The sequence below is a fragment of the Bradyrhizobium sp. U531 genome (assembly GCF_051710265.1).
Taxonomy (GTDB): Bacteria; Pseudomonadota; Alphaproteobacteria; order Rhizobiales; family Xanthobacteraceae; genus Bradyrhizobium.
Window position 1 is genome coordinate 1,418,962 of the sequence record NZ_JASVEN010000001.1, and the last position, 26,698, is coordinate 1,445,659.

The following is a 26,698-nucleotide window of genomic DNA, read 5'->3' on the forward strand; positions in this document are numbered from 1 at the left end:
CGAGTCTAGCTGATTCGCGCGAGCGGCCGGCGCGGTGGCAGATCCTCCCGGGCTATCCCGGGGGCCCGCTCGGGAACCGCGAGGTGCGTCCGCCCCGCGGACAGCAGCCTTGCCGCCTCACGAGGCCGTGCTGCAGTAGTCGCGCCAGAACTGGCGGTACCCCGTTTCGAGCGCGCGCGTGTAGCCTTCGACATTGCCGGCGGGCGAGGCTGCGATCCGGGCCGGTAGCCCTGTGCGCAACGCCGCCAGATGCTCTGGCTGCGCGGCAAACCGGCGGGCGATCTCGACATAGCCATCGTCATTCCCGGCGACCCAGTCACCGAGGCCGACGGCGGTCACGATGGATGCGCCGGCGCGCGATGACGCGCCGATGCCGAGCTTGGCGACGACGGGAACGCCGGCATAGAAAGATTCCCAGGTGCTGATGCCGCCATTCTGCGGGAACGGATCGAGGGAGATGTCGACATTCGCGAAGGCCCGCAAATGCTCACTACGCTCGGACGAACCGAGACAGGTGATGTTCTCCTCGGCGATGCCCTGCGCCACCAGGCGCGCAAGAAGGCCGTCGCGCACCAGCGGATCGTCGAGCAAGGTATGCTTGACGATGATCTTCGCGCCGGTCACCTCGTGCATCAGCTTGGCCCACACACGGATGGCATCGTCCGAGATCTTGTTGACGCGGTTGAACACGCCGAACGTCAAATGGCCGTTGCGAAGCATGGGAAGCTCCGAAGGCGGCACATCCGCGATCGGGTCAATCGTGTTCAGGCACGGAAGGTCGAAGACCTTTTCGGCCAACAGATGTCGTGCCGATTGCGGAATGAAGACGGGATCCGCGAGCACATAGTCCATGGTCTGAAGGCCCGTGCCCGTGGCGTGTCCGAAGCCGGTAGCCTGGATCGGGGCCGGCTTGCGGGCGAAGACGGGCAACCTGTTGCCGGTCGTGTGCCCGGACACGTCGATCAGGATGTCGATCTGGTCGGCCTCGATGCGATCGGCCAGCTCGTCGTCCGAAAGCTGCCAGGCATCGACCCAGACGTCCGCCAGAGACTTGAATTTGGCAGTCAATTCGTCTCGTGCCGGCGAGCACGAATAGCAGACGATCTTGAACCCGGCGCGATCATGATGACGCAGAACCGGCAGCAAGGTGAGCGCAGCCGAGTGTTGCCGGAATTCGGCGCCGACATAGCCGACGACAATCTGCCTTTCCGGATCGTGCGATCGCTCCTGCAACCGCCGCCGCGCAATCCTGGAGCCGATGAAGTCCCACCAATCCCGCCGGACCGCCTGCTGGACCGCGAAATCGGCCTCGGCGCGGAAGTCCTGCAGGAAGATCTTTCCCCGGATCGCATCCGCATAGTCCGGCCGGATCGCCAACGCGCGATCGAGATAGCTAATGGCGGCGTCCATCTCGCCCTGGTTCGAATGGGCAAAGCCCATCAGCGCCAATCCGACCTCTGATGACGGATTTCGCTCGATCAACGCCGCGGCGGCCGCCATGGCCTGCGCGGTCTTCCCCATCACGAGGCAAGCCTGTGCCTTGCCCCGAAGCGCCAGCTCGAGCTTGGGCGAGATCGCAAGCGCAGCCTCGAAATCCGCAAGCGCCGGTTCCAGGCGCTCCAACTCGTAATTGAGCCGCCCATGCTGCGCCAGGATCTTCGCCGAGCTGGGCTTGAGCGCCAGCGCCGCCGCAAGCGCGGCTTCCGCCTCATCGAAATGTTTGAGCTCGATGCAGGCCACACCCTTGCCGACGAGCGCCTCGGCATGGCGCGGCTGAAACAGCAGCGCGCGCTCCAGGCTTTGCAAGCCGCGCTCAAACTGACCCAGCGCCAGCTCGGCCAGGCCGCGATTACAGAGCGCATCGGCGTGGTCGGGCTTCAAGGCGATGGCGCGATCGTATTGCTCGATGGCCTGTTCGGGCAGGTTCATCTGGAGCAGCGTGTTGCCGAGGCCGACCAGGGCCGGCACGAAATTCGGCTTGAGCGCGATGGCCTTCTCCCGACAGGCACGGGCGGCCTCAAATCTCTGAAGAGCCAGGTGCACAGCCGCGAGATTGTTATGCGCCTCGTGCGAACGTGGATCGAGGACGATCGCGCGTTCCAGAAGCTGTTCCGCCTCGTCCAGGCGCCCGCCCTGCTGCGCGCACCGGCCGAGCACATGCGTAGCGTCGAAATGATCCGGAATGGCTTGAAGGATCTGGCGACAGAGCGTCTCGCTCTCGGCGTATCTGCCCTGGCCGAAGGCAGTCGCCGCGGCGGAGATGATGGCGTCGACCTGCTTCTTCAACTTCTTCTGCAATCGCGCATTCTGGAATGCGCGCGCGCCGGCGCTGCTCTGCAAGATGTCTCTCCGGACAATGGCGTGGCGAGTCTAACTGATTCGAGCTTCGGGCCGGCCGGCCGGCGGGACCGGATCCCTCCGGCAGTTCCCGAGGCTTCGCCGCGGGATCCGACCGAGGTGCGGCTGGTGTGCCTGATCCGCCTTAAGCAGGGTCGCTGCCGGCCGAGGCCGCGGCACAATAGTCGCGCCAGAACTTGCGGTACCCCGCTTCGAGCTCGCGCGTGTAGATCTCGACATTGCCGGCCGGAGAAGCTGCGATCTGGGCCGGCAGCCCTGCCCGCAACTTCGCCAGATGCTCGGGCTGCGAGGCAAATCGGCGGGCGATCTCGACATAGCCATCGTCATCCTCGGCGACCCAGTCGCCGAGGCCGACAGCCGCAACGATGGAGGCGCCGGCACGCGAGGACGCGCCGATGCCGAGCTTGGCAACGACCGGAACACCCTTGTAGAGGGATTCCCAGGTGCTGATGCCGCCATTTTGCGGGAACGTGTCGAGGGAAATGTCGATCCTGTCGAAGGCCATCAAATGGTCGTCGCGCGAGGTGGTACCGAGGCAGGTGATGTCCTCCTCCGCAATGCCTTGTGCGATGAAGCGCGCGACAAGACTATCGCGCAGCAGGGCATCGTCGAGCAGACCATGCTTGAGGATGATCTTCGACCCCTTCACCTCCCGCATGATGCGCGACCACACACGGATCGCGTCATCCGAGATCTTGTAGATGCGGTTGAACACGCCGAACGTGACGTAGCCGTTGCGGAGCATCGGCAGCTCGGACGGCTGCAGATTGGTGACGGGTTCCATCGTGATCAGGCACGGCAGATCGTAGATCTTCTCGGGAAACAGGTGACGGGCCGACGGCGGAATGAAGACGGGATCCGCGAGCACATAATCCATCGTCGGCATGCCCGTGCCCGTCGCATGGCCGAAGCCCGTGGCCTGGATCGGTGCGGGCTTCCGCGCGAAGCATTGCAGCCGGTTGCCGGTCGTATGGCCCGACACGTCGATCAGGATGTCGACATTGTCGGCCTGAATGCGATCGGCGAGCTCGTCGTCCGAAAGCCCCCACGCATCGACCCAGACATCCGCCAGCGACTTGAAGACGGCGGTGTACTCATCCGCTCCCGGCCAGGAGTAATAGCAGATGATCTTGAACTTGGCGTGATCGTGATGGCGCAGCACCGGCAGCAGGGTCAGTCCCGCCGAATGCTGGCGGAATTCGGCCGCGACATAGCCGACCACAATCTGCTTGTCCGGATCGAGCGGCCGCTTGGGCAGTTCCCTTCGCGGTACCTTGGAGCCGATCTGATCCCACCAGGATTTTCTCACCGCCTGCTGGACCACGAAGTCGGCCTCGGCGCGGTAGTCCTCCAGGAAGATCTTTCCCCTGATCGCGTCCCCATAGTCCGGTCGGAGCGCCAGCGCGCGATCGAGATATTCGATCGCGGTATCCATGTCGCCCTGGTTCGAATAGGCGAAGCCCATCAGCGCCATTCCCATCTCGGAGCGCGGATTTCGCTCGATCAAGGTCGTCGCGGCCGCCATCGCCTGCGCGGTCTTTCCCATGACGAGGCAGGTCTGTGCCTTGCCCCGGAGCGCCAGCTCGAGCTTGGGCGAGATCGCGAGCGCCGCCTCGAAATCGGCAAGCGCGGGCTCCAGACGCTGCAGCTCGTAGCTGAGCCGTCCGCGCTGGGCCATGATCCGCGGCGCGCCGGGCTTGATCGCCAGCGCCGTGGCAAACTTGGTGGCCGCCTCGTCGTAGTGCCGGAGTTCCATGCTGACCATGCCGCTGCCGACGATGGCCTCCGCGTGGCGCGGCTGAAACAGCAGAGCGCGATCGAAACTCTCCTTGGCGCGCATGATCTGCGCGAGCACGAGCTCGACCATGCCGCGGTTGCAGAGCGCATCCGCATAATCCGGCTTCAGCTTGATGGCGCGCTCGTGCATCTCCAGCGCCTGCTCATACTGTCCCATATGCATCAGCGTGTTGCCGAGATTGGTCAGCGCGACCGCGAAATTCGGCTTCAGTGCGATCGCCCGCTCCTGGCAGCGGCGCGCCTCCTCGTAATTGCCGAGGTCGAAATGCACCGTCGCGAGGTTGTTGTGGGCATCATGCAGGCGCGGATCGAGCGCGATCACACGCTCTAGTAGCTCTTTCGCCTCCTCGAGGCGCCGGCCGTCATGGGCGCACATGCCGAGCAGGTGGATGGCATCGACATGATCCGGAAGCGCTTTCAGGATCTCGCGGCACAGCGCCTCGGTCTCGGCGTACCGGCCCTCGCCATAGGCATTCGCCGCTGCTGCGATGACCGCATCGGCCTGCTTCATCAATTTCTTCTGCAGTCGCGCGTTCTGGAATGCGCGCGCGCCGCCGCCGCTCTTCTGCAAGGTGTCTCTCCGGAAGGATGCCCGAGGCAGAGTCTAGCTGATTCGCGGTCCCGGCCGGCCGGTCACCGGTCCCGCGTCGCCCCCGGGATTTCCCGGGGCCCGGCGCATGGTCCGGCTACGCGGCCTCGCCGCGGTCCGCGGCGCCGGCGCAATGATCCCGCCAGAACCGGCGATAGGCCGCTTCGACCTCGCGGGTGTAGATCTCGACATTGCCGGCGGGCGAGGCTTCGATCCGGGCCGGCAGCTCGGTGCGCAACGTCGCCAGGAGCGCGGGCTGCGCCGCATATTTGCACGCGATCGCGGCATAGCCATCGTCGTCGCCTGCGACCCAGTCGTCGAGGCCGACGGCCGTCACGATGGAGCCGCCGGCCCGCGCCGAGGAACCGTTGCCGAGCTTGGCGACGACGGGAACGCCCGCATAGAGGGACTCCCAGGTGCTGATGCCGCCATTTTGCGGAAACGTGTCGAGGGAGATGTCGACTTTCGCAAAGGCCAGCAGGTGCTCGTGGCGCGAGGTCGAGCCGAGGCAGGTGATGTTCTCTTCGGCAATGCCGTGCGCCACGAACCGCGCGATCAGGCCGTCGCGCAGCAGGGGATCGTCGAGCAAGCCGTGCTTGATGATGATCTTCGAACCGGCCACCTCGTGCATGATCTTCGACCACACCCGGATGGCTTCATCCGAGATCTTGTAGATGCGGTTGAACACACCGAAAGTCACATGGCCGTTGCTGAGCATCGGCAGCTCCGAGGGCGGCACATCCCGGATCGGATCGATCGTGATCAGGCACGGCAGATCATGGACCTTCTCGGCCAGCAAGGGCCGCGCCGCTTCCGGAATGAAGACGGGATCGGCGAGCACATAGTCCATGGTCTGAAGGCCAGTGCCGGTCGCGTGCCCGAAGCCCGTGACCTGGATCGGAGCCGGCTTGCGGGCGAATACGCCAAGCCTGTTGCCGGCGGTATGCCCGGACACATCGATCAGGATATCGATCCTGTCCGCCTGGATGCGATCAGCCAGCTCGTCGTCCGAAAGCTGCGCGGCGTCGACCCAGACATCCGCGAGAGGCTTGAACTTCTCGGTAATCTCGTCCTGCAACGGCCAGCAGGAATAGCAGACGATCTCGAATGCGGCGTGGTCGTGATGGCGCAGCACCGGCAACAGCGCGAACGCTGCCGAGTGGTTCCTGAATTCCGAGGCGACATAGCCGACGACGACCCGCCGGTCCGGATTGAGGTCACCGGGCGACAACGTCCGTTGCGGCATCTTGGCGCCGATCGCATCCCACCAGGATTTTCGAACGGCCTGCTGGACCGCGAAATCGGCCTCCGGCAGATAGTCCAGGATGAAGATCTTGCGGGCGATGGCATCCGCATAGTCCGGCGAGATCTCGAGCGCCGCATCGAGATACTCGAGCGCCGTCGCGACATCCCCCTGGTTCGCATAGCAGGCGCCGAGAAGCACGGTTGCGTAGTCGGACCGCGGATTGTCCTCGAGCAGCGTCTTGACGGCCGCGATCGCCTGCGTGGTGTTTCCCAGGAGAAGATTGACTTGTGCCTTGCCGCGCAGCGCGAGCTCGAGCCGCGGCGATTGCAGCAGGGCCGCGTCGAAGTCCGCCGCCGCCTGCTCCAGCCGGGACAGATCGAAATTGAGCCGTCCGCGCTGCGCCAGGATCCGCGGCGACCCGGGCTTGATCGCAAGCCCGGCTGCGAGAGCGGCTTCCGCCTCCTCGTAGTGCCTGAGCTCGATGCACACCATGCCCTTGCCGGCGAGCGCCTCGGCGTGCCGCGGCTGAAACGAGAGAGTGCGCTCGAAACTTTCCTTGGCACGTTCGAGCCGGCCGATCGTCAATTCCGCCATGCCGCGGTTGCAAAATGCATCGGCATAGTCCGGCCGCAACCTGATCGCGCGCTCGTGCAGATCGACTGCCTGCTCGCCGAGGCCGACGTTGAGCAAGGTGTTGCCGAGATTGGTCAGGGTGATCGGACAATTCGGCTTCAGCGCGATGGCCTTCTCCTGGCTTGCGCGGGCATCCTGGAATTTCTGCAGATCGAAATACACGGCCCCGAGATTGCCGTGCGCATCGGGCGAGCGCGGATCGATCTCGACCGCGCGCGCGAGCAGTTGCTGCGCCTCTTCCAACCGCCCGCTGTCAAATGCGCGCAGGCCGAGCAGATGCGTGGCGTGGAAATGATCCGGAACTTCCTTCAGGATCTCGTGGCAGAGGGCCTCGGCCTCAGCGAACCTGCCCTGCCCAAGCGCCTCGACAGCGAAGGTCAGGACGGCGTCCGCCTGCTTCCTCAACTTCTTCTGCAATCGCGCATTCTGATAAGCGCGTGCGCCGACACTGCTCTGCAAGGTCTCTCTCCGGGGAATGGCCCGAAAAGGAGCGAGAGCTGATTCGCATGGTGCCAAGCTTGTGGCCCAGCGGGTCCGCGAAGCGCCCGGATGTCAGGCCATCACCGCAGAATCTGGCTCAGAAACAGCTTCGTGCGGGCGTGCTGGGGCGCGGCAAAGAACTCGTTCGGGGTGTTGGCCTCGATGATCTGGCCGGCATCCATGAACACCACGCGGTTGGCGACCTCGCGGGCAAAGCCCATCTCGTGGGTGACGACCAGCATGGTCATGCCCTCCCCGGCAAGATCCACCATGGTGTCCAGCACCTCCTTGACCATCTCGGGGTCGAGCGCCGAGGTCGGCTCGTCGAACAGCATAACCTTGGGATTCATCGTCAGCGCGCGGGCGATGGCGACGCGCTGCTGCTGGCCGCCGGACATCTGGCCCGGAAACTTGTTGGCCTGATGCGGGATCTTGACCCGCTCCAGGAACTTCATCGCGGTCGCCTCGGCGTCCCTCTTCGGGATGTTGCGGACCCAGATCGGGGCCAGCGTGCAATTGTCCAGCACGGTCAGATGCGGGAACAGGTTGAAGCTCTGGAACACCATGCCGACCTCGCGGCGCACCGCGTCGACGTGCTTGAGGTTGGGCCCGAGTTCGATGCCGTCGACGACGATCTCGCCCTCCTGGAATTCCTCGAGCGCGTTGATGCAGCGGATCAAGGTCGACTTGCCGGAGCCGGAGGGCCCGCAAATAACGATGCGCTCGCCCTTCCTCACTTCGAGGTCGATGTCGCGCAGTACGTGAAAGTCGCCGTACCATTTGTTGAGGCCGGAAATCTTGACGATGGGGTCTGTCATGGTGACCTCGATCAGTTGCGACGATGGGCGTTGAGGCGATGCTCGACGAACAGCGAGTAGCGCGACATTCCAAAGCAGAAGAGGAAGTAGATGATCCCGGCGAACGCAAAGCCGGTGAACGCGGTCGAGGGCGTCGACCATTTCGGATCCGAGAACGAGGCGCGAAGCGAGCCCAGAAGGTCGAACAGCGCGACGATCGAGACCAGCGAGGTGTCCTTGAACAGCGAGATGAAGCTGTTGACGAGGTTCGGGATGACGTGGCGCAACGCCTGCGGCAGCACGATCAGCGACGTCGTCTTCCACCACGACAGCCCGAGGGCGGCCGCCGCCTCGCCCTGCCCGCGCGGAATCGCGGCCAGGCCGCCACGGACGTTCTCGGCCTGGTAGGCACCCGTGAACAGTGCGATGCCGATCAGTGCGCGGACGAGCCCGTCGACGGTGAAATTGCCGGGCAGGAACAGCGGCAGCATGTAGGTGGCGAAAAACAAAACGGTGATCAGCGGCACGCCGCGCCAGAACTCGATGAAGGCGATCGAGAAGATCCGGATCAAGGGAATGGTGGAGCGGCGACCAAGCGCGAGCGCAATGCCGATTGGCAGCGAGGTGACGATGCCGGTGACGGAGACCACCAGTGTCACCAGCAGGCCGCCCCACAAATTCGTCGCCACGACCGGCAAGCCGCCACTGTCGAGCCCCATCAGCTTGATCACCGCGGCGATGGCGACGAAAGCAACGATGCTCGACGCCAGAGCGCGCCAGCCGGTCCGCAAGCCGCCGCCGAGCCAGAAAGCGATCAGGGACACGATCACGGCCGTCACGGCGAAGTCGGCCCACACCGACAGGCCGGCGCCCTGAAACTGGTCGCGCAGCCAGGTCAGCGGCAGGATCAGCCAATGGATCGCGGTGCCGACCAGAACGATGACATTCCCGACCGCCCACAATAGCGGCCCGACGGCTGAGGTCTTGCTGAGGCCGACCAGGGCCTGCCCGGCGCCGAAGATGCTGTCGTCGAACAATTCCAGCAGGCCAGCCGTCCAGCTGAGGCCAAAGCCCTTGAGGCCGCCGCCGTGCAGCAGGAAGAACGCGACCACCGGATAGGCGATGAAAAACAGGCTGGCGTTGAGCCCCTTCGCCGGCAGGCGCGGCACGAGCAGCGGCACAAGCAGGGCCACCGCAAGGACGAAGGTGAGGTTGACCCGCCAGCGCTCGGCCTCTGGATAGAAGCCGTAGATCAATTGCGGCAGCTTGGCCTGGATATAGGGCCAGCAGGCGCCGACCACAAAGCCGGCGTTTTCGGCGAGGCATGCCGCACGGTCGTTGCCGCTCCAGACCGCCTGGACGACCAGGAACCTAACGGACGGAATGATGGTGAACCACAGCAGCAAGACGCCCACGATGGTGAGCAGGATGTTGGTCGGCGAGTTGAACAGGCGCGTCCGCATCAGCCCGATGAAGCCCGTGGTCTTCACCGGCGCGGGACGCTCGGTGAGCAGATCCTGGCGAACGAAGCTGTTCGAGGCGATATCGCTCATGCGCCCAGACTCCGGCTGACGCGCCAACCGTAGACGCTCATGATCGCGCTGGTGAGCAGCGAGATCAGCAGATAGATGCCCATCGTCATCGCGATGATCTCGATCGCCTGGCCGGTCTGGCTGAGCGACGTACCCGCAAACACGGAGACGAGATCAGGATAGCCGATCGCGACCGCCAGCGACGAGTTCTTGGTGAGATTGAGGTACTGGTTGGTCAGCGGCGGCACGATGACGCGCATGGCCTGCGGCACAACGATCAGCCGGAGCGTGTTGCCGCGGCTGAGGCCGAGGGACGATCCCGCCTCCATCTGCCCCTTGTGGACCGACAGGATGCCGGCGCGGACGATTTCGGCGATGAAGGCCGCGGTATAGGTCGACAGCGCCAGCGTCAGCGCCACGAACTCCGGAATGACCCGCGAGCCGCCCGCGAAGTTGAACCCCTTGAGCTGCGGCAGCTCGAAGGTGAACGGCAAACCCGATATCAGCATGGCGGCGAGCGGCAGGCCGAACACCAGACCGAGCACATAGGGCCAGATCCGGATCACCCGTCCCTCCGCAAACAACGCGCGCCTTGCATGGAAGCGCAGGGCCAGCGCGGCGACCACGCCGAGCGCCAGCATCGCCAGGAACGGTTCGAGGCCGGCCCCACCGACCGGGCTCGGAACGACGAGGCCGCGATTGCTGAGGAAGGCGATGCCGAGCAGCGAGATGCTCTGCCGCGGGTTGGGCAAGGCCGCGAGCACCGCCAGGTACCAGAACAGGATCTGGAACAGCAGTGGCAGGTTGCGGATGATCTCGACGTAGATCTCGCCGACACGCGACAACAGCCAGTTCGGCGACAGCCGGCACAGCGCGACGACGAAGCCGATCAGGGTGGCGAAGACGATGCCGACCACCGAGACCACGAGCGTGTTCAGCAGCCCGACCACGAAAACGCGCAGGAACGTGTCCGAGCCGGTGTAGGGGATCAAGGTCTGGTTGACGTCGAAGCCGGCATTGTTGCGCAGGAAGCCGAAGCCGGCGGCGATGTGCTGGTTCTCGAGGTTGGCGCGGGCGTTGGAGACGATCTCATAACCGATCCAGCCCAGGATCGCCGCGAAGGCAAACTGGACGGCGATGCCGTTCCAGCCTGCCTTGCCGCCCAGAACGCGTCTGATCTTCAGCGCGATCTGGGGCGGCGGTTTTCGGGCCTCGGTGCTCATGCCGCCGCCACGAGATCAGGGGCGATCAGCGGATCGGCGGCGCGTACTGAAGACCGCCCTTATTCCAGAGATTGTTGAGACCACGGTTGATGGCGAGCGGCGAGCCCGCGCCGACATTGCGGTCGAACACTTCGCCGTAATTGCCGACCGCCTTCACGATCCGCACCACCCAATCCTTGGTCAGTCCGAGCTGTTCGCCGAAATTGCCGTCCGTGCCGAGCACGCGCTTCATCTCCGGGTTTTCCAGCTTCGCCTTCTCGTCGACGTTCTTCGAGGTCACGCCGAGTTCCTCGGCGGTGAGCATCGCAAACAGCGACCACTTCACGATGTCGAACCACTGGTCGTCGCCGTGGCGCACCATCGGGCCGAGCGGTTCCTTCGAGATGATCTCGGGCAGAACCATGTGATCATTGGGATTGGCAAGCTTGAGGCGATTGGCGTAGAGGCCGGACTGGTCGGTGGTGAAGACGTCGCAGCGCCCGGCTTCGTAGGCCTTGACGGTTTCATCGTTGGTGCCGAACGCGATCACCTCGTACTTCATGTTGTTGGCCTTGAAGTAGTCGGCGAGGTTCTGCTCGGTGGTGGTGCCGGTCTGCACGCAGACCGAGGCGCTGTTGAGCTCGAGCGCCGAATTCACCTTGAGCGACTTCTTCACCATGAAGCCCTGCCCGTCATAATAGGTCACGCCGGTGAAGTTGGCGCCGAGCGAGGTGTCGCGCGAGATGGTCCAGGTGGTGTTGCGCGAGAGCACGTCGATCTCGCCGGATTGCAGCGCGGTGAAGCGGTCCTTGGCGGACAGCGGCACGTATTTGACCTTGCTCGGATCGTTGAAGATCGCACCGGCAATGGCGCGGCAGACGTCGACGTCGAGGCCGGTCCAGTTGCCCTTGTCGTCGGGCGAGGAGAAGCCCGGCAGGCCCTGGCTGACGCCGCAGGACAGCATGCCCCGGTCCTTGACGGTCTTGAGCGTTTGCGCATCGGCGGCTTGGGCGGAGAGACCGGCGGCGAGAGCAAGGGTGAGAGCCAGGGTTACGCGTTTCATGGGCTTTGGGCCTTTCAAAGTCGTCTCAAGGAACGTTGTCTCAGGATCATCCCTGCCGGACCGGGCGTATCGACACCAGTCCTGCAAGAGTCGTGCTGGAAACCTTGCCGAACACCCGCCCATCCTGAGAGGCCATACCCTAATCCCCGCCGCTGGCGCCCGCCCTGTTGTTTGGCTGTGGCGCAAGGTTCGGTCAGACGATGGATCGAAGGTCGCGGCAGGCCCCTCAACATGCGGCGACTGAATAGCACCTGCGCATCTCAGAACGACTGGCCTGCCGGGTCAAGGGGTTGACGGGACTCTTCTGTGTTCTGTTATTAACGACAGCGGCCTTTTGGCCAGCCCGTCAGGCGCCACGCCCGAGCGGAAACGCAGTTTTGAAAGCAGACGCATGGATTCCTCGCACCCCCAAGAGCAGCAGGCCGAGACCCGGCTGATCACCTCTGGCCGCGACACCAAGGCGCAGAAGGGGTTCGTCAATCCGCCGGTTTTCCACGGCTCGACCGTGCTGTACCCGACCGCCGAGGACCTGCACGCCCATCGCGGCGAGTTCACCTATGGCCGCCACGGTTCCCCCACCACCAAGGCGTTCCAGGAGACGCTGATGGCGCTGGAGGGGCCGCAATGCGCCGGCGTCGGCATCGTGCCCTCGGGGCTGTCGGCCATCTCCACCACCCTGCTCTCGGTCCTGAAGACCGGCGACCACATCCTGGTCATCGACAACGTCTATCGGCCCTCGCGCAATTTCTGCAACGGCATGCTCGCCCGCTATGGGATCGAGACCACCTATTTCGACCCGCTGATCGGCGCCGGCATCGAAAAATTGTTCAAACCGAACACCCGCGCGGTACTGGTGGAGGCGCCGGGCTCGCAGTCGTTCGAGATGCCTGATATCCGCGCCATCGCCGAGGTCGCGCATGCGCGCGGCGCGCTTGTCATCGACGACAACACCTGGGCGACGCCGCTCTTTCACCGCTCGCTCGAACAGGGCGTCGACATCAGCATGCAGGCCGCCACAAAATATATTGGCGGCCATTCCGACATCATGTTCGGCACCATTTCGGCCAATGCCAAGGCGTGGCCGCAGATCACCGAGGGCATCCGCCTGCTCGGCGTCTGCGCCGGTCCCGACGACGTCTTCCTCGCGCTGCGCGGCCTGCGCACGCTGTCGGTGCGGTTGGCGCAGCATCATCGCTCCGGCCTCGACATGGCGCACTGGCTCGCTGGCCGGCCCGAGGTCGCACGCGTGCTGCATCCGGGCCTGGAGACCGATCCCGGTCACGCCATCTGGAAGCGCGACTTCACCGGCGCATCCGGCCTGTTCAGCATCGTGCTCAAGCCGGCGCCGCAGCAGGCCGTCGACACCATGCTCAACACGCTCAAGCTGTTCGGCATGGGCTTTTCCTGGGGCGGCTTCGAGAGCCTTGCGATTCCCTTCGACTGCGATGCCTATCGCACCGCGACCAAATGGTCGCCGGGCGGCCCGACACTGCGTTTGCACATCGGGCTCGAGAGCGTCGACGATCTCAAGGCCGATCTCGATCGCGGCTTCGCTGCCCTCAAAGCGGCAATGTGAGCCTGCTCACAGGGCAATGCGCCTGCCGACGCGCCATCGCGCGCCTCGCGGGCCCGAGGCGGGCCGCGGGAACGCGAGGCCCTCGCAAACGTTAACGCCGACGTGCCAACAAATGGTTTGAACCTCAAGCATTTGGCGCTAGCCTCACCAATCGACTCTTATCCGGACACGGAGCATGGGAACGTTGGTTCTGCTCGATCTTATGGGCGGCGTGGCTTTGTTGCTGTGGGGCCTGCATATGGTCCACAGCGGGATTCTGCGCGCCTTCGGCCCCGACCTGCGGCGCCTGCTCGGCAAGGCGCTGAGCAACCGCGCCAGCGCCTTTGCTGCCGGCATCGGCCTCACCGCCCTGCTCCAGAGCAGCACGGCGACCGCCCTGATCACGAGCTCGTTCGCGGCCGAGGGGCTCGTCACCCTCGCCGCGGCACTCGCCATCATGCTCGGGGCCAATGTCGGCACCACGCTGATCGTCCAGGTGCTGTCGTTCAACATCGCGGCCGTCGCGCCCGTCCTGTTCGTGCTCGGCCTCGTCGCTTTCCGCTCCGGCCCGCGCTCGCGGATCAAGGACATCGGCCGCGTCTGCATCGGCCTCGGCCTGATGCTGCTCTCGCTGCACATCCTGCTCGACACCCTGGCGCCGGCCGAGAACGCGCCCGGCGTGCGCGTCGTGATGTCGTCCATCACGGGCGATCCGATCCTGTGCATCGCCATCGCCGCCCTGGTCACCTGGGCGGTGCATTCGAGCGTCGCCAGCGTGCTCCTGATCATGTCGCTGGCCTATTCGCAGTTCATTACGCCCTACGCCGCGCTCGCCCTCGTGCTCGGGGCCAATCTCGGCAGCGCCATCAATCCCGTGTTCGAAGGCGCCAAGCGTGACAACGCTGCGAGCTATCGCCTTCCCGTGGGCAATCTCGTCAACCGCGTGATCGGCATTGCCCTCGTCCTGCCCTTCCTGGGAACGATCGCCGAGCACATGCATGCCTGGCAGCCCGATCTCGCCAGGATGACGGCGGCCTTCCACATCGCCTTCAATGTCGGCACCGCCATTCTCTTCATCGGCCTGCTCGACTCCATGTCGCGCCTGCTGACCCGGCTGCTGCCGGATCGCGTGCAGGAGGCCGACCCGGCCAAGCCGCGCTATCTCGATGAGACCGCGCTCGAGACGCCGTCGCTGGCGCTCGCCGACGCTGCCCGCGAGACGCTGCGCATGGGCGACCTCGTCGAGGTCATGCTGCGCAAGGTGATGGCCGCGATGATGACGGGCGACCGTGCGCTGGTCGACCAGGTCACCAAGATGGACAATTTCGTCGACGGTCTCGACGAGGCCATCAAGCTCTACGTGACCAAGCTGATGCGGGGCAGCCTCGACGAGAGCGAGGGACAGCGGGCGATGGAGATCATCTCCTTTGCCATCAACCTCGAACATATCGGCGACATCATCGACAAGAGCCTGAGCGAGCTCGCCACCAAGAAGATCAAGCGGCGCTTCCAGTTCTCGGCGGAGGGAGCCGACGAGCTCGCCGCCTTCCACAAGCGCACGATGGACTCGCTGCGGATCGCCTTCGGCGTCTTCATGTCGGGCGACGCCAACGAGGCGCGCAAGCTGCTGGTGGAAAAGACCGCGCTGCGCAACACCGAGCTTGCCGCCGTCGAGCGCCATCTCGACCGCCTGCGCGAGGGCCGCCCCGAAACCATCGAGACGACGTCGTTGCATCTGGACGTGCTGCGCGATCTCAGGCGAATCCACTCGCACATCTGCTCGGTCGCCTATCCCGTGCTGGACGCGGCCGGCGTGCCCTATCGCAGGACCGAGGCGGAGACGGCCGCCCTGCCCGCGTCGGGCACGGCCTCGGCGGTGCCGCGTTAGCGCGGTGCCTCACCGCTCCAGCGTCTTCGAAGCCTTGCCGCGGTTCTTCACGATCAGCATGATGTTGCGGATATAGATGATGGTCGCGAGCGATTGTCCGAGGATGATGACCGGCTCGCGCTTCACGACGCCGTAAACCAGCGTCATCAGCCCGCCGCCCATCGAGCAGAACCAGAACGCCATCGGCACCACGCTGTTGCCGGCGCGCTCGCTCGCGATCCACTGCACCAGGAAGCGCGCGGTGAAGAACAGCTGCGCGACCAGGCCGAACGCCAGCCAGAAATCGAACTTGGCGACGAAGACGTCGTAGAGATAATTGCTCAGCGCCTGACCGTATTGGATGATCATGCGTTCACCTCAGTCACTTCTGGTGTCGGCTTCTTGCGGCGGATCAGCCACCAGACGCCGGCGAGATCCATGATTCCGATCCACAGCCGGTCGAAGAAACCATAATTGGACACGCCGGAATGGCGCGGCCGGTCGATCACGTCGACATAGGCGATGTCGTAGCCCTCACGGCGCACCAGCGCCGGCAGGAAACGATGCAGCCCGTCGAAATAGGGCATCATCAGGAAGACCTCGCGCCGGAACGCCTTCAGCCCGCAGCCGGTATCGCGCGTGCCGTCCTTCAGGATGGCGTTGCGGACGCCGTTCGCCACGCGCGACTGGAATTTCTTGAAGCCGGTATCCTTCCGCCCGACGCGCTGTCCCGCGGCGAGGCCGACGCGCCCTGCTCCCTTCTCGACGGCCGCGATCAGGTCGGGCAGGAAGGCCGGATTGTTCTGGCCGTCGCCGTCGAGGGTCGCCACGATCGCGCCCCGCGCCGCGCGCACGCCGCTGCGCACGGCCGCCGATTGGCCGCCTGACCTGGCGTGGCGGAGCTGGCGCAGATTGTTCCGCTCAGCCATGAGCGCCGCGAGCCGTTCGCCAGTTGCGTCGGTCGAGCCGTCGTTGACGTAGATGATCTCATAGGGCCAGCGGCCATCGAGCGCCGCGCCGATCTCCGCGATCAGCGGCGCGATGTTGTCGGCTTCGTTGCGCACGGGAACGACGATGGAAACCGAAGGCTGGGAAACCGAAGGCTGGGACGACAAATCGAGGCTCGTGGTTGGAATGGGTCCGCCCCGGGGAACCTGAGGTCCCGGCAGGCAGCCGCTTTTATGGGGCGGATGCCCCGTGGGCAACCCTTTTGAGACGGCCCGAGACCGCCCCCGGAAGAGGCACGATGGTGCCGTCGGCGCGGATGGCAAAGGCCAGCCGCCGCGCCGCGAACCAATAACGGACCGCCATGGCGCCGACCATGCCGACCAGGGCGCCGGCCGCGACATCGCTCGGGTGATGCGCGAGCAGCACCAGGCGGGTCAACAGGATCACGATTGCGTAAGTGAACATGAACACGCGCAGGCGCGGCCACAATGCCGAGACGGCAAACGCCAGCGCGAAAGCGGCCACGGCATGGCCCGACGGCAGGCTCGCGTAAGCACCGCTGCCCTCGAACGGCACGAAGTTGAAGGGATTGGCCTTGCCGCCGACAAAAGGGCGTCCGCGCCCGGCGATGTATTTCAGGATCTCCGCGGCGAATGCCGACACGGCAATCGACAGAAACAGGAACTGCACGCGCGTGCCGAGCCCGAGCAGCAGCGCGCGCCGTGTGCCGTGCAGCCCGGCCGCAACCAGAGCCAGCACCACCAGCGCAGCTCCCAATGCGATGAGCAGATACTCGTCCTTGCCGAAGTCGGTGAGGATGCGGATCGGCCACAGAGCGGGCGTGCCGCGCGCCGGCATCAGCTGGATCTCGGTCTGGTCGAAGGCGACCATCAGCACGATGACGAGGGCCGCGCCCGCCGCGCTGAGCCACAGCGAATGCCGCGCCAGCTTTCGCGCGGCCTCCGCGCGGCGTGAATGCGAGGGCGTGCGAACGAGCTGCGCCAGCGCCCGGCCCGACACGGCGAGCAATTGGGCTGGATAGAACGGGCGCGGCGCGGGGCTGGTCGTAACAGGCATCCTATTCGGTGCCTTCCGAGCGGAAGATCGAGATCGAGATCGCGCGGCCTTGCGAGAAATTATAGCCGTCGATGCGCGTGCCGACCTTGTAGCGCAGCCCGATCGCCTCGGCGCGCTGGACGAAGCTGCGCTCCGAGCGCTGCTCGATCAGCGCGAAGCGGCAGCTTCCCTGGCGCAGGAAGTCCGCCGCGCCCGAACCGTCGGTGAGCAGGGTCTGCGTGCCCGTCAGGAAGACCAGGCTCGGCTCGTGATAGCCTGCTGCCGCCGCCTTCGGGCCGACACAGGTGACGTTGCGGAGCGCGCGTGCAACCTCGATGCTCGGAAACAGCGGCACCAGCGAGGGCAACACGATGCCGTAGACCGTCACCGCCAGCATCAGCGCCGCGACCAGCGCATTGAGCAGCGAGCGCTCGGCGTGATTGTTGTCGTAGAGCCACCAGGCAAGCAGGCCGAAGATCAGCGACGCAGCGATGAACGGCCAGGCCACGAAGGCGGGCTGCCGCGTCAGCATCACCGCGCCGACCACCGCGATAAATGAGGCGGCCGCGGGGATCGCGAACCACCAGGCCGAGCCGCGCATCAGCCAGGAGCGCGACAGCACCCGCCGCTCCACCGCACCGGCGGTGAGGATGGCGATCGCCGGATAGAGCGGCAGCACGTAGTGCGGCAGCTTGGTCAGCACCGCCTCGAACACGATCCAGGACGGGATCAGCCAGGCCAGCAGGAATTGTGCGCCGGGCTCGCGCCGCGCCCGCCACACCGCAGGCGCCGCCATCGCCGCGAGCGGCGCGCCCGGCCAGAACGTGATCCAGAACAGCGCGAGGTACAGTCCGGGCGGCGCACCATGGGATTCCTGGGCGCCGATCTTGCTGAGCATGTCGCCGCCGACGGAATCGGCGAAGAAGGCGTCTCCGGCGCGCCAGAATATCGCGACGAACCAGGGCAGCACGAGCACCAGCATCCACATCAGGCCCCAGAGCGGACGCAGCTTCCACAGCCAGGAGGCATCGCGGTCCTGGATCGCGAGCGCGACGATGGTCAGGCCCGCGAACATCAGGATCAGCGGCCCCTTGATCAGGATGCCGACCGCGAGCGCGGTCCAGAAGATCGCAGGCCAGCTCCACGGGGGATGCGTCTCGTCCTCGGCGCGCTGCCAGGACAGATAGGCGCGGGCCATCGCGCCCATCGCCGCGGTGACGCAGAACAGCAGCATCGCGTCGGTCTTGGCGAGCCGCGCCTCGACGCCGAGCAGCACGGAGGCGCACATCAACAGCGCGGCCAGCACCGCGGCGCGCCGCGTGACGAAACCGAGCGCGGCCCAATAGGTCATGAGCACCGCGCCGATTGCCCCCAACAGCGAGGGCAGCCGATACACCCAGATCCGCAATTCGGCCTTCGGCAGCTTCAGCGCCGAGGCGGCTTCAACCGCAACCGATTGCAGCCAGTAGATGCCGACCGGCTTCTTGTAGCGGACGTCCTCCTGGAAGCGGATGTCGACATAGTCACCGCTCTCGACCATCTGCTTGGTGGCTTGCGCGAACCGCGCCTCGTCGCGATCGATTGGCGGGATCGTGAAGAATCCCGGCAGGAACAACAGCAGAGCGCACAGCAGCAGAAAGGCGACGGCGCGGGCATGGCTGGCCGTCGCGAGGTCGAGCATGAGCACGAGCCGGCTGCCCGGATTTACGGGCGATTTCGGCTCGCGGGGCGCTCCAAAACGGGGGCTGGGATAGGTCTCGGCCATTGGTTCCGCTTACGCTGAAACCGCCATTCCGACAACCGGTTAAGGCCAAGGTCATTGAATTCGAATGACGACTGTGTCCGCGGCGCCCGTGGCGTCGATCACGGTGAGCCGCGCAAAGCCCGGACCCGGCGGATCAATCAGGCGCTGGCGGCGGCCGTCGATCTCTCCGAGCGCGGTGCCGTTAACCATGACGGTCATGGGCAGAACGCCGCCGGCGACCTTGACCGGCATCGCTGCGCTCTCCGGACCGGCAGAACGATCGACATCGATCCGCGAGCCGTTCAGCGGAAACTGAATGTGCAGCGCCTGCTCGCGGCCGGTCCGCACCAGCTCTCCGACGGGGCGGAACCGCTTCAGCGGCAATGGCAGCTTGGCATTGCCAGCGACCAGGGTTCCCTTCGGTGGCTTCGGCAAGGCAGCCAGCGTCTTGCCGGTGCGGGCGAAGGCGTCGAACAGGATCGGTGCGGCAGCGACGCGCCCGATCAGGCCCGGGACCGGCGCGCCGTCGGGCCGGCCGACCCAGACGCCGATGGTCATCCGGCCGTCGAACCCGACCGACCAGGCATCGCGATAGCCGTAGGAGGTCCCGGTCTTGAAGGCGATACGGTTGTGAGCGGCGTTCTCCGGCGGCGGCGTTCCCAGCAGCACATTGCCGACCTGCCACGCCGCGACGGGATCCAGCAGCCGGAGCGGCTCGCGGTCGTCCCCGTCCGCCATGATCTCTCGCAGCGGCTTGGTGGTGCCAAGGCGCGCGAAGCCCGTGTAGAGCTGCACGAGATCCTGCAGCGTCACGCCGACGCCGCCGAGCCCCATGGCGAGCCCGGGCGCTTCGTCCTTGGGCAGAACCAGATTGCCGCCCGCCTGGCGCAGCCGCGAGGCCAGCCGGCTCGAGCCGACGCGGTCGAGCAGCACGATCGCCGGCACGTTCAGCGACAATTGCAGCGCCTTCCTCACGGGCACCGTGCCCTGGAAGGTCATGTCAAAGTTCTCCGGCGCGTAGGAGCCGAAGCGCACCGGCCGGTCATCGATCAGGCTCTCCGGATGAACGAAGCCGTCCTCGAAAGCGAGCCCGTAGATGAAGGGTTTCAGCGTCGATCCCGGCGAACGGATCGCACGGGTCATGTCGACCTGCCCGGCCCGGCTCTCGTCGAAATAGTCGGCCGAGCCGACCCGGGCGAGCACGTCGCCGCTCTCATTGTCGACCACGATGATGCCGACCGAGATGTTCGCACCGAGCGCAATGGCGCGGTCGCGCGCCAGCGGCTCGAGCACCTTCTGCAGGTTCGCATCCAGCGTTAGCTTGATGACCGGCTTGTCCTTGACCGTGGACAGCGCGGAGTCGGAGGCATGCGGCGCAAGGATCGGCATCGGCTTGCGCAGCTTCGGCACCGGCACGGCCTTGGCCTGCCTCGCGTCGTCTGCGCTGACCGCTTGCTCCTCGACCATGCGATCGAGCACGCGGTCGCGGGCCTTGCGTGCGGCGTCGGGATGGCGGTCGAGGCGGCGCGTCTCCGGCGATTGCGGCAGCGCGACCAGCAATGCGGCTTCGGCCAGCGACAGGCGCTTCGGCTCCTTGCCGAGATAACCGATCGAGGCGGCGCGGATGCCCTCGAGATTGCCGCCGTAAGGCGCCAGCGCGAGATAGAGATCGAGGATCTGCTCCTTGCTCAGGCTGCGCTCGATCTCGATGGCGCGCACCATCTGCCGCAATTTGGCATAAAGCGAACGCTGCCTCCGCGGCTCCATCAGCCGCGCGAGCTGCATGCTGATAGTCGAGCCGCCCGAGACGATGTGGCCGCGCGTCGTGAGCTGCAAGGCGGCCCGCCCCAGCGCCAACGGATCGATGCCGTCATGGGCGTAGAAGCGCTGGTCTTCATAGGCGAGCAGCAGCTTGAGATAGGTCGGATCGACGCTCGTCTTGGCGTCGACCGGCAGACGCCAGCGGCCGTCGGCCATCGCATAGGCGCGCAGCAGCTTGCCGTTGCGATCGACGATCGTGGTGGAGACCTGCCGGGCTTCGTCGAGCGGGAGAGGTCCGAGCGAGTAGACCCAGCCGACGAAACCGATGATGGCGACGATGAAGGTGAACGCGGCGGCGGAGAGGAGACGAAAGATGATCCGCCCTCTCCTGTCATGGTCGGGCCTGTCCCGGCCATCCACGTTCTTACTCGCAGCGCCACAGTTCGTGGATGCCCGGGACAAGCCCGGGCATGACGACTGAATTTGTGGCGCGCCTTCGCTCATCTCACTCACTTCGCCGCCCGCACCTCGACGCTGCTCGTACTCGTGCGCCCATAGCGCGAGGGATTGTACATGTCCTCGACATAGGCTTGCGGCAGCACGTATTTGCCGGGCGAGACCACACGCACGACATAGGCGACGGTGAACACCGCCTTGGAATCCGAGGCCCGGTCCACGGCCGCGGTGAAGCGGTCGTCACGGAACTCGGTGTTTTCAGGCTCCTCGCCGTCCTCGATCCAGTCCAGCGTGCCGCTGTCGCCTGACGACACCAGCTTCGGATTGTCGATCTCGAGTCCCGCCGGAAGATAGTCGGACACCATGATGTGGCCGTACTCCGGCTTGGCCTCGGTGATCTTCAGCACCACCGCAAAGCGCTGGTTCTGCTTGACCTTGCTGATGTCGGCGGGCTTGCCGTCGAGCGTGAAGTAATTGCGCTCGATCTTGAAGCCGTTCGATGCCGCCGGTTCCGGCGTCACCGGCGAGCCCGACACCGAGACCACCGCCTGCACCGGCGCATCGCCGGTGTTGGTGATCTTCAGCGGCTTGCCCTCCAGCGTCGCGGCCTTGTAGCTGCGATAAAGCGCGGTCTTGACCGGCTGGCCGTCCACTTCCATGGACAGGTTCTCCTTGGCCAGCGCCCGCGCCGCCAGCACCAGCCATGCATTCTCCTGCGTGGAGGTGTAGGGCGTCAGTCCGCGCGCGGTCTCGACCCGCGACACCGCCTGCGTCAGCGTCGCCTTCGGCGCGTTGCCTTCGCTGGCGAGCGACACCAGCGCCGCGGCATCGCGGAGCTGCGAGCCGTAGTCGGTGCGGCCGAACTCCAGCACCGGCTTCGGCGCGAGGCTGTCGAGCGCGGCACCATAGACCCGCTCGGCGCGGTTGCGGTCGCCGACGAGCGCGAGCGCCGCGGCGAGCTGCGACTTCGCGATCGGAGTTGCGAGGTTGGCGAGCTTGGTATCGGCGAGATAGCGGAGATCGCCGATCGGGGCCGCGCCGTTGCGGGCGAGCACGTAGAGGCCATAGGCGAGATCACGGCCGCCGTCCTTCTCCGGCTCATTGCCGTTGACGACCGAGTTCCTGACACGGTCGAGCGCGTTCTTGAACAGCACGTCCGGCACCGCAAAGCCCTTTTCACGGGCGCGGGTCAGGAAGTCCGTCACATAGGCGTCGAGCCAGGCATCGTCGCCGCCGGCCGACCACAGGCCGAACGAGCCGTTGGAGCCCTGACGCGCCAGCAGCCGTTCGATGGCGTCGCGGATGCGCTGGTCGACCTCGGTGTCCATGGCCAGATGCGCGCCGGCCGCGAGGTCGTTGACATAGAGCAGCGGCATGGCGCGGCTCGTGATCTGTTCCGAGCAACCATAGGGATAGCGATCGAGCGCCTTGAGGATCGTCGCGGCGTCGAGCGCGGTGGACAGGCTCGCCGACACCGAGACGCTGCCGGTGCCCGGCACGAGGTCGGAGAACATGTCGGAGGTCAGCGTCAGGCTCTCGCCCTTCGCCAGCGTGCGGATCGAGCGCCGCGCCAGCACCTGCGTCGCCGCCTTGACGTCGAACGCGTAGTGCCGCGCCAGCGTCAGGCCGTTCGGCCCCTTGATGTCGACGTCGAGCGTCGCCTGCCCCGCCGCTGTCGCGTCGACCGCGAGCGAGAACGAGTTGCGCTGCTTGGCGGCGAGCTTGACCGTGGTCGCAGGGTTGCCGGTCATCTTCACCGGTCCGCCCGTCTTCACGTTGATGACGTAGTCGCCGGCCTGGCCCTCGACATTGTCGACCTCGAGATTGACCGTGCCGTGATCGCCATTGAGCAGGAAGCGCGGCAGGGTCGTGGTCAGCACCACGGGGTCGCGGATCACGACGTCGGTGTTGGCGCGGCCAAGCTTGGTCGCGGTCCACGCCACGGCCATCACGCGCGCGGTGCCGGCGAACTCCGAAATGTCGAAGTCCACTTCGGCCGTGCCGTCGGCGGACACCGTGACGATACCCGAATAGAGCGCCAGCGGCTTTTGCGTGGGCGGCGAGCCCTGCAGCTCGGCGGCCCCGGCGTCGCCGCCGGACTTGATCTGGCCGCGCGTACCGGACATGCCGTCGATCAATTGCCCGTAGAGATCGCGGATCTCCGCGGAGAGGCGGCGCTGCCCGAGATAATAATCGTCCGGCGCCGGCGGCTTGTAATTGGTGAGATTGAGAATGCCGACGTCGACCGCGGCGATGACGATCTTGGCGTCTTCGCCCGGGTTGAGCCCGTCGAGCTTGACCGGGATCTTCAGCGTCGAATTCGGCCGGACCAGTGCCGGCGGCGACAGCTTCACCTGCAGGGTGCGGGCCTGCTTGTCGATCCCGAACCATTTCAGGCCGATCGCGCGGCCCGGCATGCGCTGGGCCGCGGCATCGAGCGGACGGCGCAGCGTCGCCACCACATAGGCACCCGTGCCCCAGTCCTTGCCGACCGGGAGCTTCACCTGGGCGGTGCCTTCCTTGACGTCGATGGTCTGCGTCGTCAGCAGGCGGTCGCCGAGCACGTTGATGGTGAGCTTGCCGGCACTGCGGACATTGACCGACACGGTCATGGTGTCGCCGGAGGAATATTGCGGCTTGTCGATCGAGGTCTCCAGCAGGTCCGGCGTGTCGGCGCTGCCGTCGGAATACCAGCCGACGTCGAACTGCACCGAGGTCACGGGGCCATCGGCATCGTTCGACTTCACGTCGAGCCGGTAGCGGCCGGGTTGGGGGCTGAGCGAAATCCGCGCCGGCTTGTCGGCCGCAACGGTCACGTCACCGTCGGCGACGCGCGAGGTCGACTTGACCGGCTCGTACTCCCAGTAATTGTTCTGGCGATACCATTGGTAGCGCGACTCCATCTTCAGGAGCTCGTAGCGCAGGCCGTCACGACGCAGCTTCTCGCCCTCGGGCGAGACGAACAGGACGTCGAACTCGGCCTTGTCGCCCTCGGCGACGTTCTTGTCGCCGAACAGCGGCTTGATGCCGATCTGTGCCACGCTGGGCGCGACCGGAAGCACGATCTTGCGCTCGACGGCGCGGCCGCCGGTCTCCACCATGCGCACGAAGATCTGGGCTTCCTGCGGACGGGTCGAGGTCGGCTGCTTGTCCAGTGTCACCGGGAAGGTCGCGACACCATTGGCGTCGGCCTCGGGCAGGTTCTCCAGCGGTGTGCGCTCGTTCGAACTGGTCTCCTCGTCGGCGACGCCGAACTGGTAGCCGGCAAAGCCCGGCCGCGCGCTTGCGGGCGCGATCAGCATGTCGCCCTCGAGCGCAAGCCCCGAGGCCGGCGCGCCGTAGAGGAAATGACCGTCCGCCTTAAGCTCCACAGGAGTGTTAGCTTTGATCAGCTTGTCCTTGGCGGACAAGTCGAATTCGATCCTATCCGGGACATAGTCCTCGACCATGAAAGTGGTCTCGCCGACCGACGAGCCCTTCGGGTCGGTGAAGGCGCGCGCCCGCCATGTGCCGGTCGGCACCGCTGAATTGAGCGGCACGGCCAGCGAACGGCCGCCGGCGCCCTGGTCGGCCAGCACGGCGCGGCGATATTCGACGCCGTCGGGGCGCTCGATCACCAGCGTCATCGGGCCGCCGCTCACGGCATTGCCCTGCCCGTCGCGCAGCAGCGCGGTGAGATAGACGGTCTCGCTGGAGCGGTAGACGCCGCGCTCGGCATAGACGAAGGCATCCGCACCTGCTGGCACCGCGCGGCCGGACACGCCGCGGTCGGAGAGGTCGAAGGCCGAGGTCTTCAGGCTGAGGAAGGCATAATCGGCCTTCTCGCCGGTGACCGTCAGCATCGCCGGCGACAGGCCGCCCTCGCCGCGCGCAAGGCCGGCCTCGAACAGCACATGACCGGACTCGTCGGTCTTGCGGGTGGCCAGGATCTCGTTGTTGCGGGCGACCAGCCGCACCTCGGCCTTGCCGACCGGTTCCGTCGACGCCAGCGAGTTCACGAACACATGGATGCCGTCATTGCCGGAATAGGCGGTGACGCCGAGATCGGAGACGATGAACCATTGCGTGGCAAGCTGGTACTCGTCGTCCGAGCCCGGGCCCTTGGCAGCAGCCGTCATCACATAGACGCCGGGCTGCAGCTCGCCGAGCGCCTGATCGACCGGGAATGCCGTGGTGACGTCCTGGTTCAGCGTCATCGCGGTCGCGAGCTCGCCGGTCCAGACTTTCACGCCGCGCTCGTCGCCGAGATCGCTGAGCTGGTATTTCGACAGCGTCTTCTGGAAGTCGCTGTCGACGACCGTGTTGATCAGGTTGCGGTCGCCGATCCGGAAGACGTTGATGTTGACCGAGGGCGTGTTGACGCTGACCACGGGAATGCCGCGCTGGCCGGTTCGCGGCAGCACATAGGCCCGGCTGGTGAAGCGCACGAACGGCTTGCGGTCGCGCACATAGATGTTGAACTCGGCCGATTTCGGCAGGCCCTCCTTCACCGTGGAGGGCAGGCCGGCGCGCAGATTGATGTTGTAGCGCTCGCCGTGCTTGAGGCCGTCGACACAGAGCTGCTTGCCCTCGGCCGAGAGCGCCGGCTTGTCCTGCCCCGCCAGCGCCAGGAACGGCGCGAAATCGGTGCGCTTGGCCAATTCCTCGGAGAACTGGAAGCAGGCGCGCGGGCTCGCCGAATCCGAGTCCACCGTGTAGTCGAGCAGGCGGAAGCCGTGCTCGTCGCGCATTTTCTCATATTGGCCGCGAACGTCGGCGACCTCGCGCATGTCGAGCGACAGCCGCAGCGCATCCAGCGCCGGCCGCCATAGCTTGCGTTCAGCCAGCGCCTTGCCGAGCACGGCGAGCGCATCGGCCTCCTCGCCCGGATTGCCGGCGCGCTGATAGGCGATGTAGGCCGCGGTCGAGGCGCGCTCCAGCAGGAAGGTCTGCTCGCTCGAGCTTTTCGGTGAGATCTGGAAGATGACCTTGGCAAGCCGGAGCCAGTTGCCGGTGTCCTCCGGCGTGGTGGCCGCGATCTGGCCGAGCACCGACAGGCCGGTGCGGTAATCATTGCGCCGGAAGGCGGCGTCGGCGTCCGTCTTCAGCGTCGCGTTGGTCTTGGCGACCGGTCCGGCCTCGCTCTTGATCTGGGCTTCAAGCTTGATCGCGGAATCGGCGAGGTCGTCGCGCTTGAATGACTTGTCGGCGGCGTGCGCCGCGCAAAGGCCGAGCGCCAGCGTGGCGCAGATTGTGACGGCGCGAACAAGACCGATCATTATGGACTCCCGGAAATCGCGGACAGCCGCCCGCAGGCAGCATGAAATGCGCGGAAAGGTGACGGACTCAAGGCGATGGAACCAAAGGTGCAAATCGTCGCATTCGCCATGGAAAGGCAAGCCCAGAGGAGACCGATCAAGATACCGCCGCACACGCCGTCCTGATGGCGCAGCAATACCCGACCCGTCGACCGGCGGCCACATCCCGGAAGCTGGCCAGCGTTCCCGGCGATGTGATCCATCGTCCAGTCCGCGGCCGCTCAACCCGGCACCCTGACATGCCACCGTCTCGCTTTGTCGCGGCATTGAGGAAAAGGGTTCGGTTCAGGCTTGGCGAAACACCCAATTTTTCATAA

General features: G+C 65.8%; 15 protein-coding genes. 2 read left to right on the forward strand and 13 right to left on the reverse strand.

What is annotated here, in order from left to right; all coding sequences use genetic code 11:
• Positions 1 to 117 precede the first annotated feature (117 nt).
• The 7 genes from QRQ56_RS06975 to QRQ56_RS07005 form a co-directional block, all read right to left on the reverse strand.
• A complete protein-coding gene (locus tag QRQ56_RS06975) occupies positions 118 to 2,340 on the reverse strand; it encodes an O-linked N-acetylglucosamine transferase family protein (RefSeq protein WP_438738637.1) in 2,223 nt (740 codons plus the stop codon).
• Between the two features lie 142 nt (positions 2,341 to 2,482).
• A complete protein-coding gene (locus QRQ56_RS06980; protein ID WP_438738639.1) occupies positions 2,483 to 4,726 on the reverse strand; it encodes an O-linked N-acetylglucosamine transferase family protein in 2,244 nt (747 codons plus the stop codon).
• Positions 4,727 to 4,841: 115 nt separating this feature from the next.
• The gene (locus tag QRQ56_RS06985; protein WP_438738641.1) at positions 4,842 to 7,082 is read right to left on the reverse strand and encodes an O-linked N-acetylglucosamine transferase family protein; all 2,241 of its coding nucleotides are present in this window, start codon (positions 7,080 to 7,082) and stop codon (positions 4,842 to 4,844) included.
• Between the two features lie 101 nt (positions 7,083 to 7,183).
• A complete protein-coding gene (locus QRQ56_RS06990) occupies positions 7,184 to 7,921 on the reverse strand; it encodes an amino acid ABC transporter ATP-binding protein (RefSeq protein WP_438738643.1) in 738 nt (245 codons plus the stop codon).
• An 11-nt stretch (positions 7,922 to 7,932) separates the two neighbouring features.
• Positions 7,933 to 9,453, reverse strand: a complete 1,521-nt coding sequence (locus QRQ56_RS06995; RefSeq protein ID WP_438738644.1) for an ABC transporter permease subunit — start codon at positions 9,451 to 9,453, stop codon at positions 7,933 to 7,935.
• The gene (locus QRQ56_RS07000; RefSeq protein ID WP_438738645.1) at positions 9,450 to 10,655 is read right to left on the reverse strand and encodes an amino acid ABC transporter permease; all 1,206 of its coding nucleotides are present in this window, start codon (positions 10,653 to 10,655) and stop codon (positions 9,450 to 9,452) included. The genes QRQ56_RS06995 and QRQ56_RS07000 overlap by 4 nt, the downstream gene beginning before the upstream one ends.
• Positions 10,656 to 10,680: 25 nt before the next feature.
• Positions 10,681 to 11,697: an amino acid ABC transporter substrate-binding protein gene (locus QRQ56_RS07005; RefSeq protein WP_438738646.1), complete on the reverse strand. Its 1,017-nt coding sequence runs from the start codon at positions 11,695 to 11,697 to the stop codon at positions 10,681 to 10,683.
• Between the two features lie 391 nt (positions 11,698 to 12,088).
• Between QRQ56_RS07005 and metC the strand changes: the two genes are divergently transcribed.
• Together metC and QRQ56_RS07015 are read left to right on the forward strand one after the other, a co-directional pair.
• Positions 12,089 to 13,273 carry a cystathionine beta-lyase gene (gene metC, locus QRQ56_RS07010; RefSeq protein WP_438738648.1) on the forward strand — a complete coding sequence of 395 codons (1,185 nt, stop codon included), beginning with the start codon at positions 12,089 to 12,091 and terminating at the stop codon, positions 13,271 to 13,273.
• Between the two features lie 175 nt (positions 13,274 to 13,448).
• Positions 13,449 to 15,140, forward strand: a complete 1,692-nt coding sequence (locus tag QRQ56_RS07015) for a Na/Pi cotransporter family protein (protein ID WP_438738649.1) — start codon at positions 13,449 to 13,451, stop codon at positions 15,138 to 15,140.
• A gap of 9 nt (positions 15,141 to 15,149) precedes the next feature.
• On the opposite strand, the gene QRQ56_RS07020 is transcribed toward QRQ56_RS07015, so the two are convergent.
• The 6 genes from QRQ56_RS07020 to QRQ56_RS07045 all read right to left on the reverse strand — a co-directional run bounded on the left by QRQ56_RS07020 (position 15,150) and on the right by QRQ56_RS07045 (position 26,342).
• Positions 15,150 to 15,488: a lipid-A-disaccharide synthase N-terminal domain-containing protein gene (locus QRQ56_RS07020; RefSeq protein WP_438738651.1), complete on the reverse strand. Its 339-nt coding sequence runs from the start codon at positions 15,486 to 15,488 to the stop codon at positions 15,150 to 15,152.
• Positions 15,485 to 16,234, reverse strand: coding sequence for a glycosyltransferase family 2 protein (locus tag QRQ56_RS07025; RefSeq protein ID WP_438738653.1), 750 nt, complete (start codon positions 16,232 to 16,234; stop codon positions 15,485 to 15,487). Before QRQ56_RS07025 ends, QRQ56_RS07020 begins: the two co-directional genes overlap by 4 nt.
• Positions 16,235 to 16,298: 64 nt before the next feature.
• Positions 16,299 to 17,144, reverse strand: a complete 846-nt coding sequence (locus QRQ56_RS07030) for a phosphatase PAP2 family protein (protein ID WP_438738655.1) — start codon at positions 17,142 to 17,144, stop codon at positions 16,299 to 16,301.
• Position 17,145: 1 nt separating this feature from the next.
• Positions 17,146 to 18,888 carry an ArnT family glycosyltransferase gene (locus QRQ56_RS07035; protein ID WP_438738657.1) on the reverse strand — a complete coding sequence of 581 codons (1,743 nt, stop codon included), beginning with the start codon at positions 18,886 to 18,888 and terminating at the stop codon, positions 17,146 to 17,148.
• Between the two features lie 51 nt (positions 18,889 to 18,939).
• Positions 18,940 to 21,048, reverse strand: coding sequence for a penicillin-binding protein 1C (gene pbpC, locus QRQ56_RS07040; protein WP_438738659.1), 2,109 nt, complete (start codon positions 21,046 to 21,048; stop codon positions 18,940 to 18,942).
• An 89-nt stretch (positions 21,049 to 21,137) separates the two neighbouring features.
• On the reverse strand, positions 21,138 to 26,342 hold the full coding sequence (locus tag QRQ56_RS07045) for an alpha-2-macroglobulin family protein (RefSeq protein ID WP_438738661.1): 5,205 nt from the start codon (positions 26,340 to 26,342) through the stop codon (positions 21,138 to 21,140).
• Positions 26,343 to 26,698: the final 356 nt, after the last annotated feature.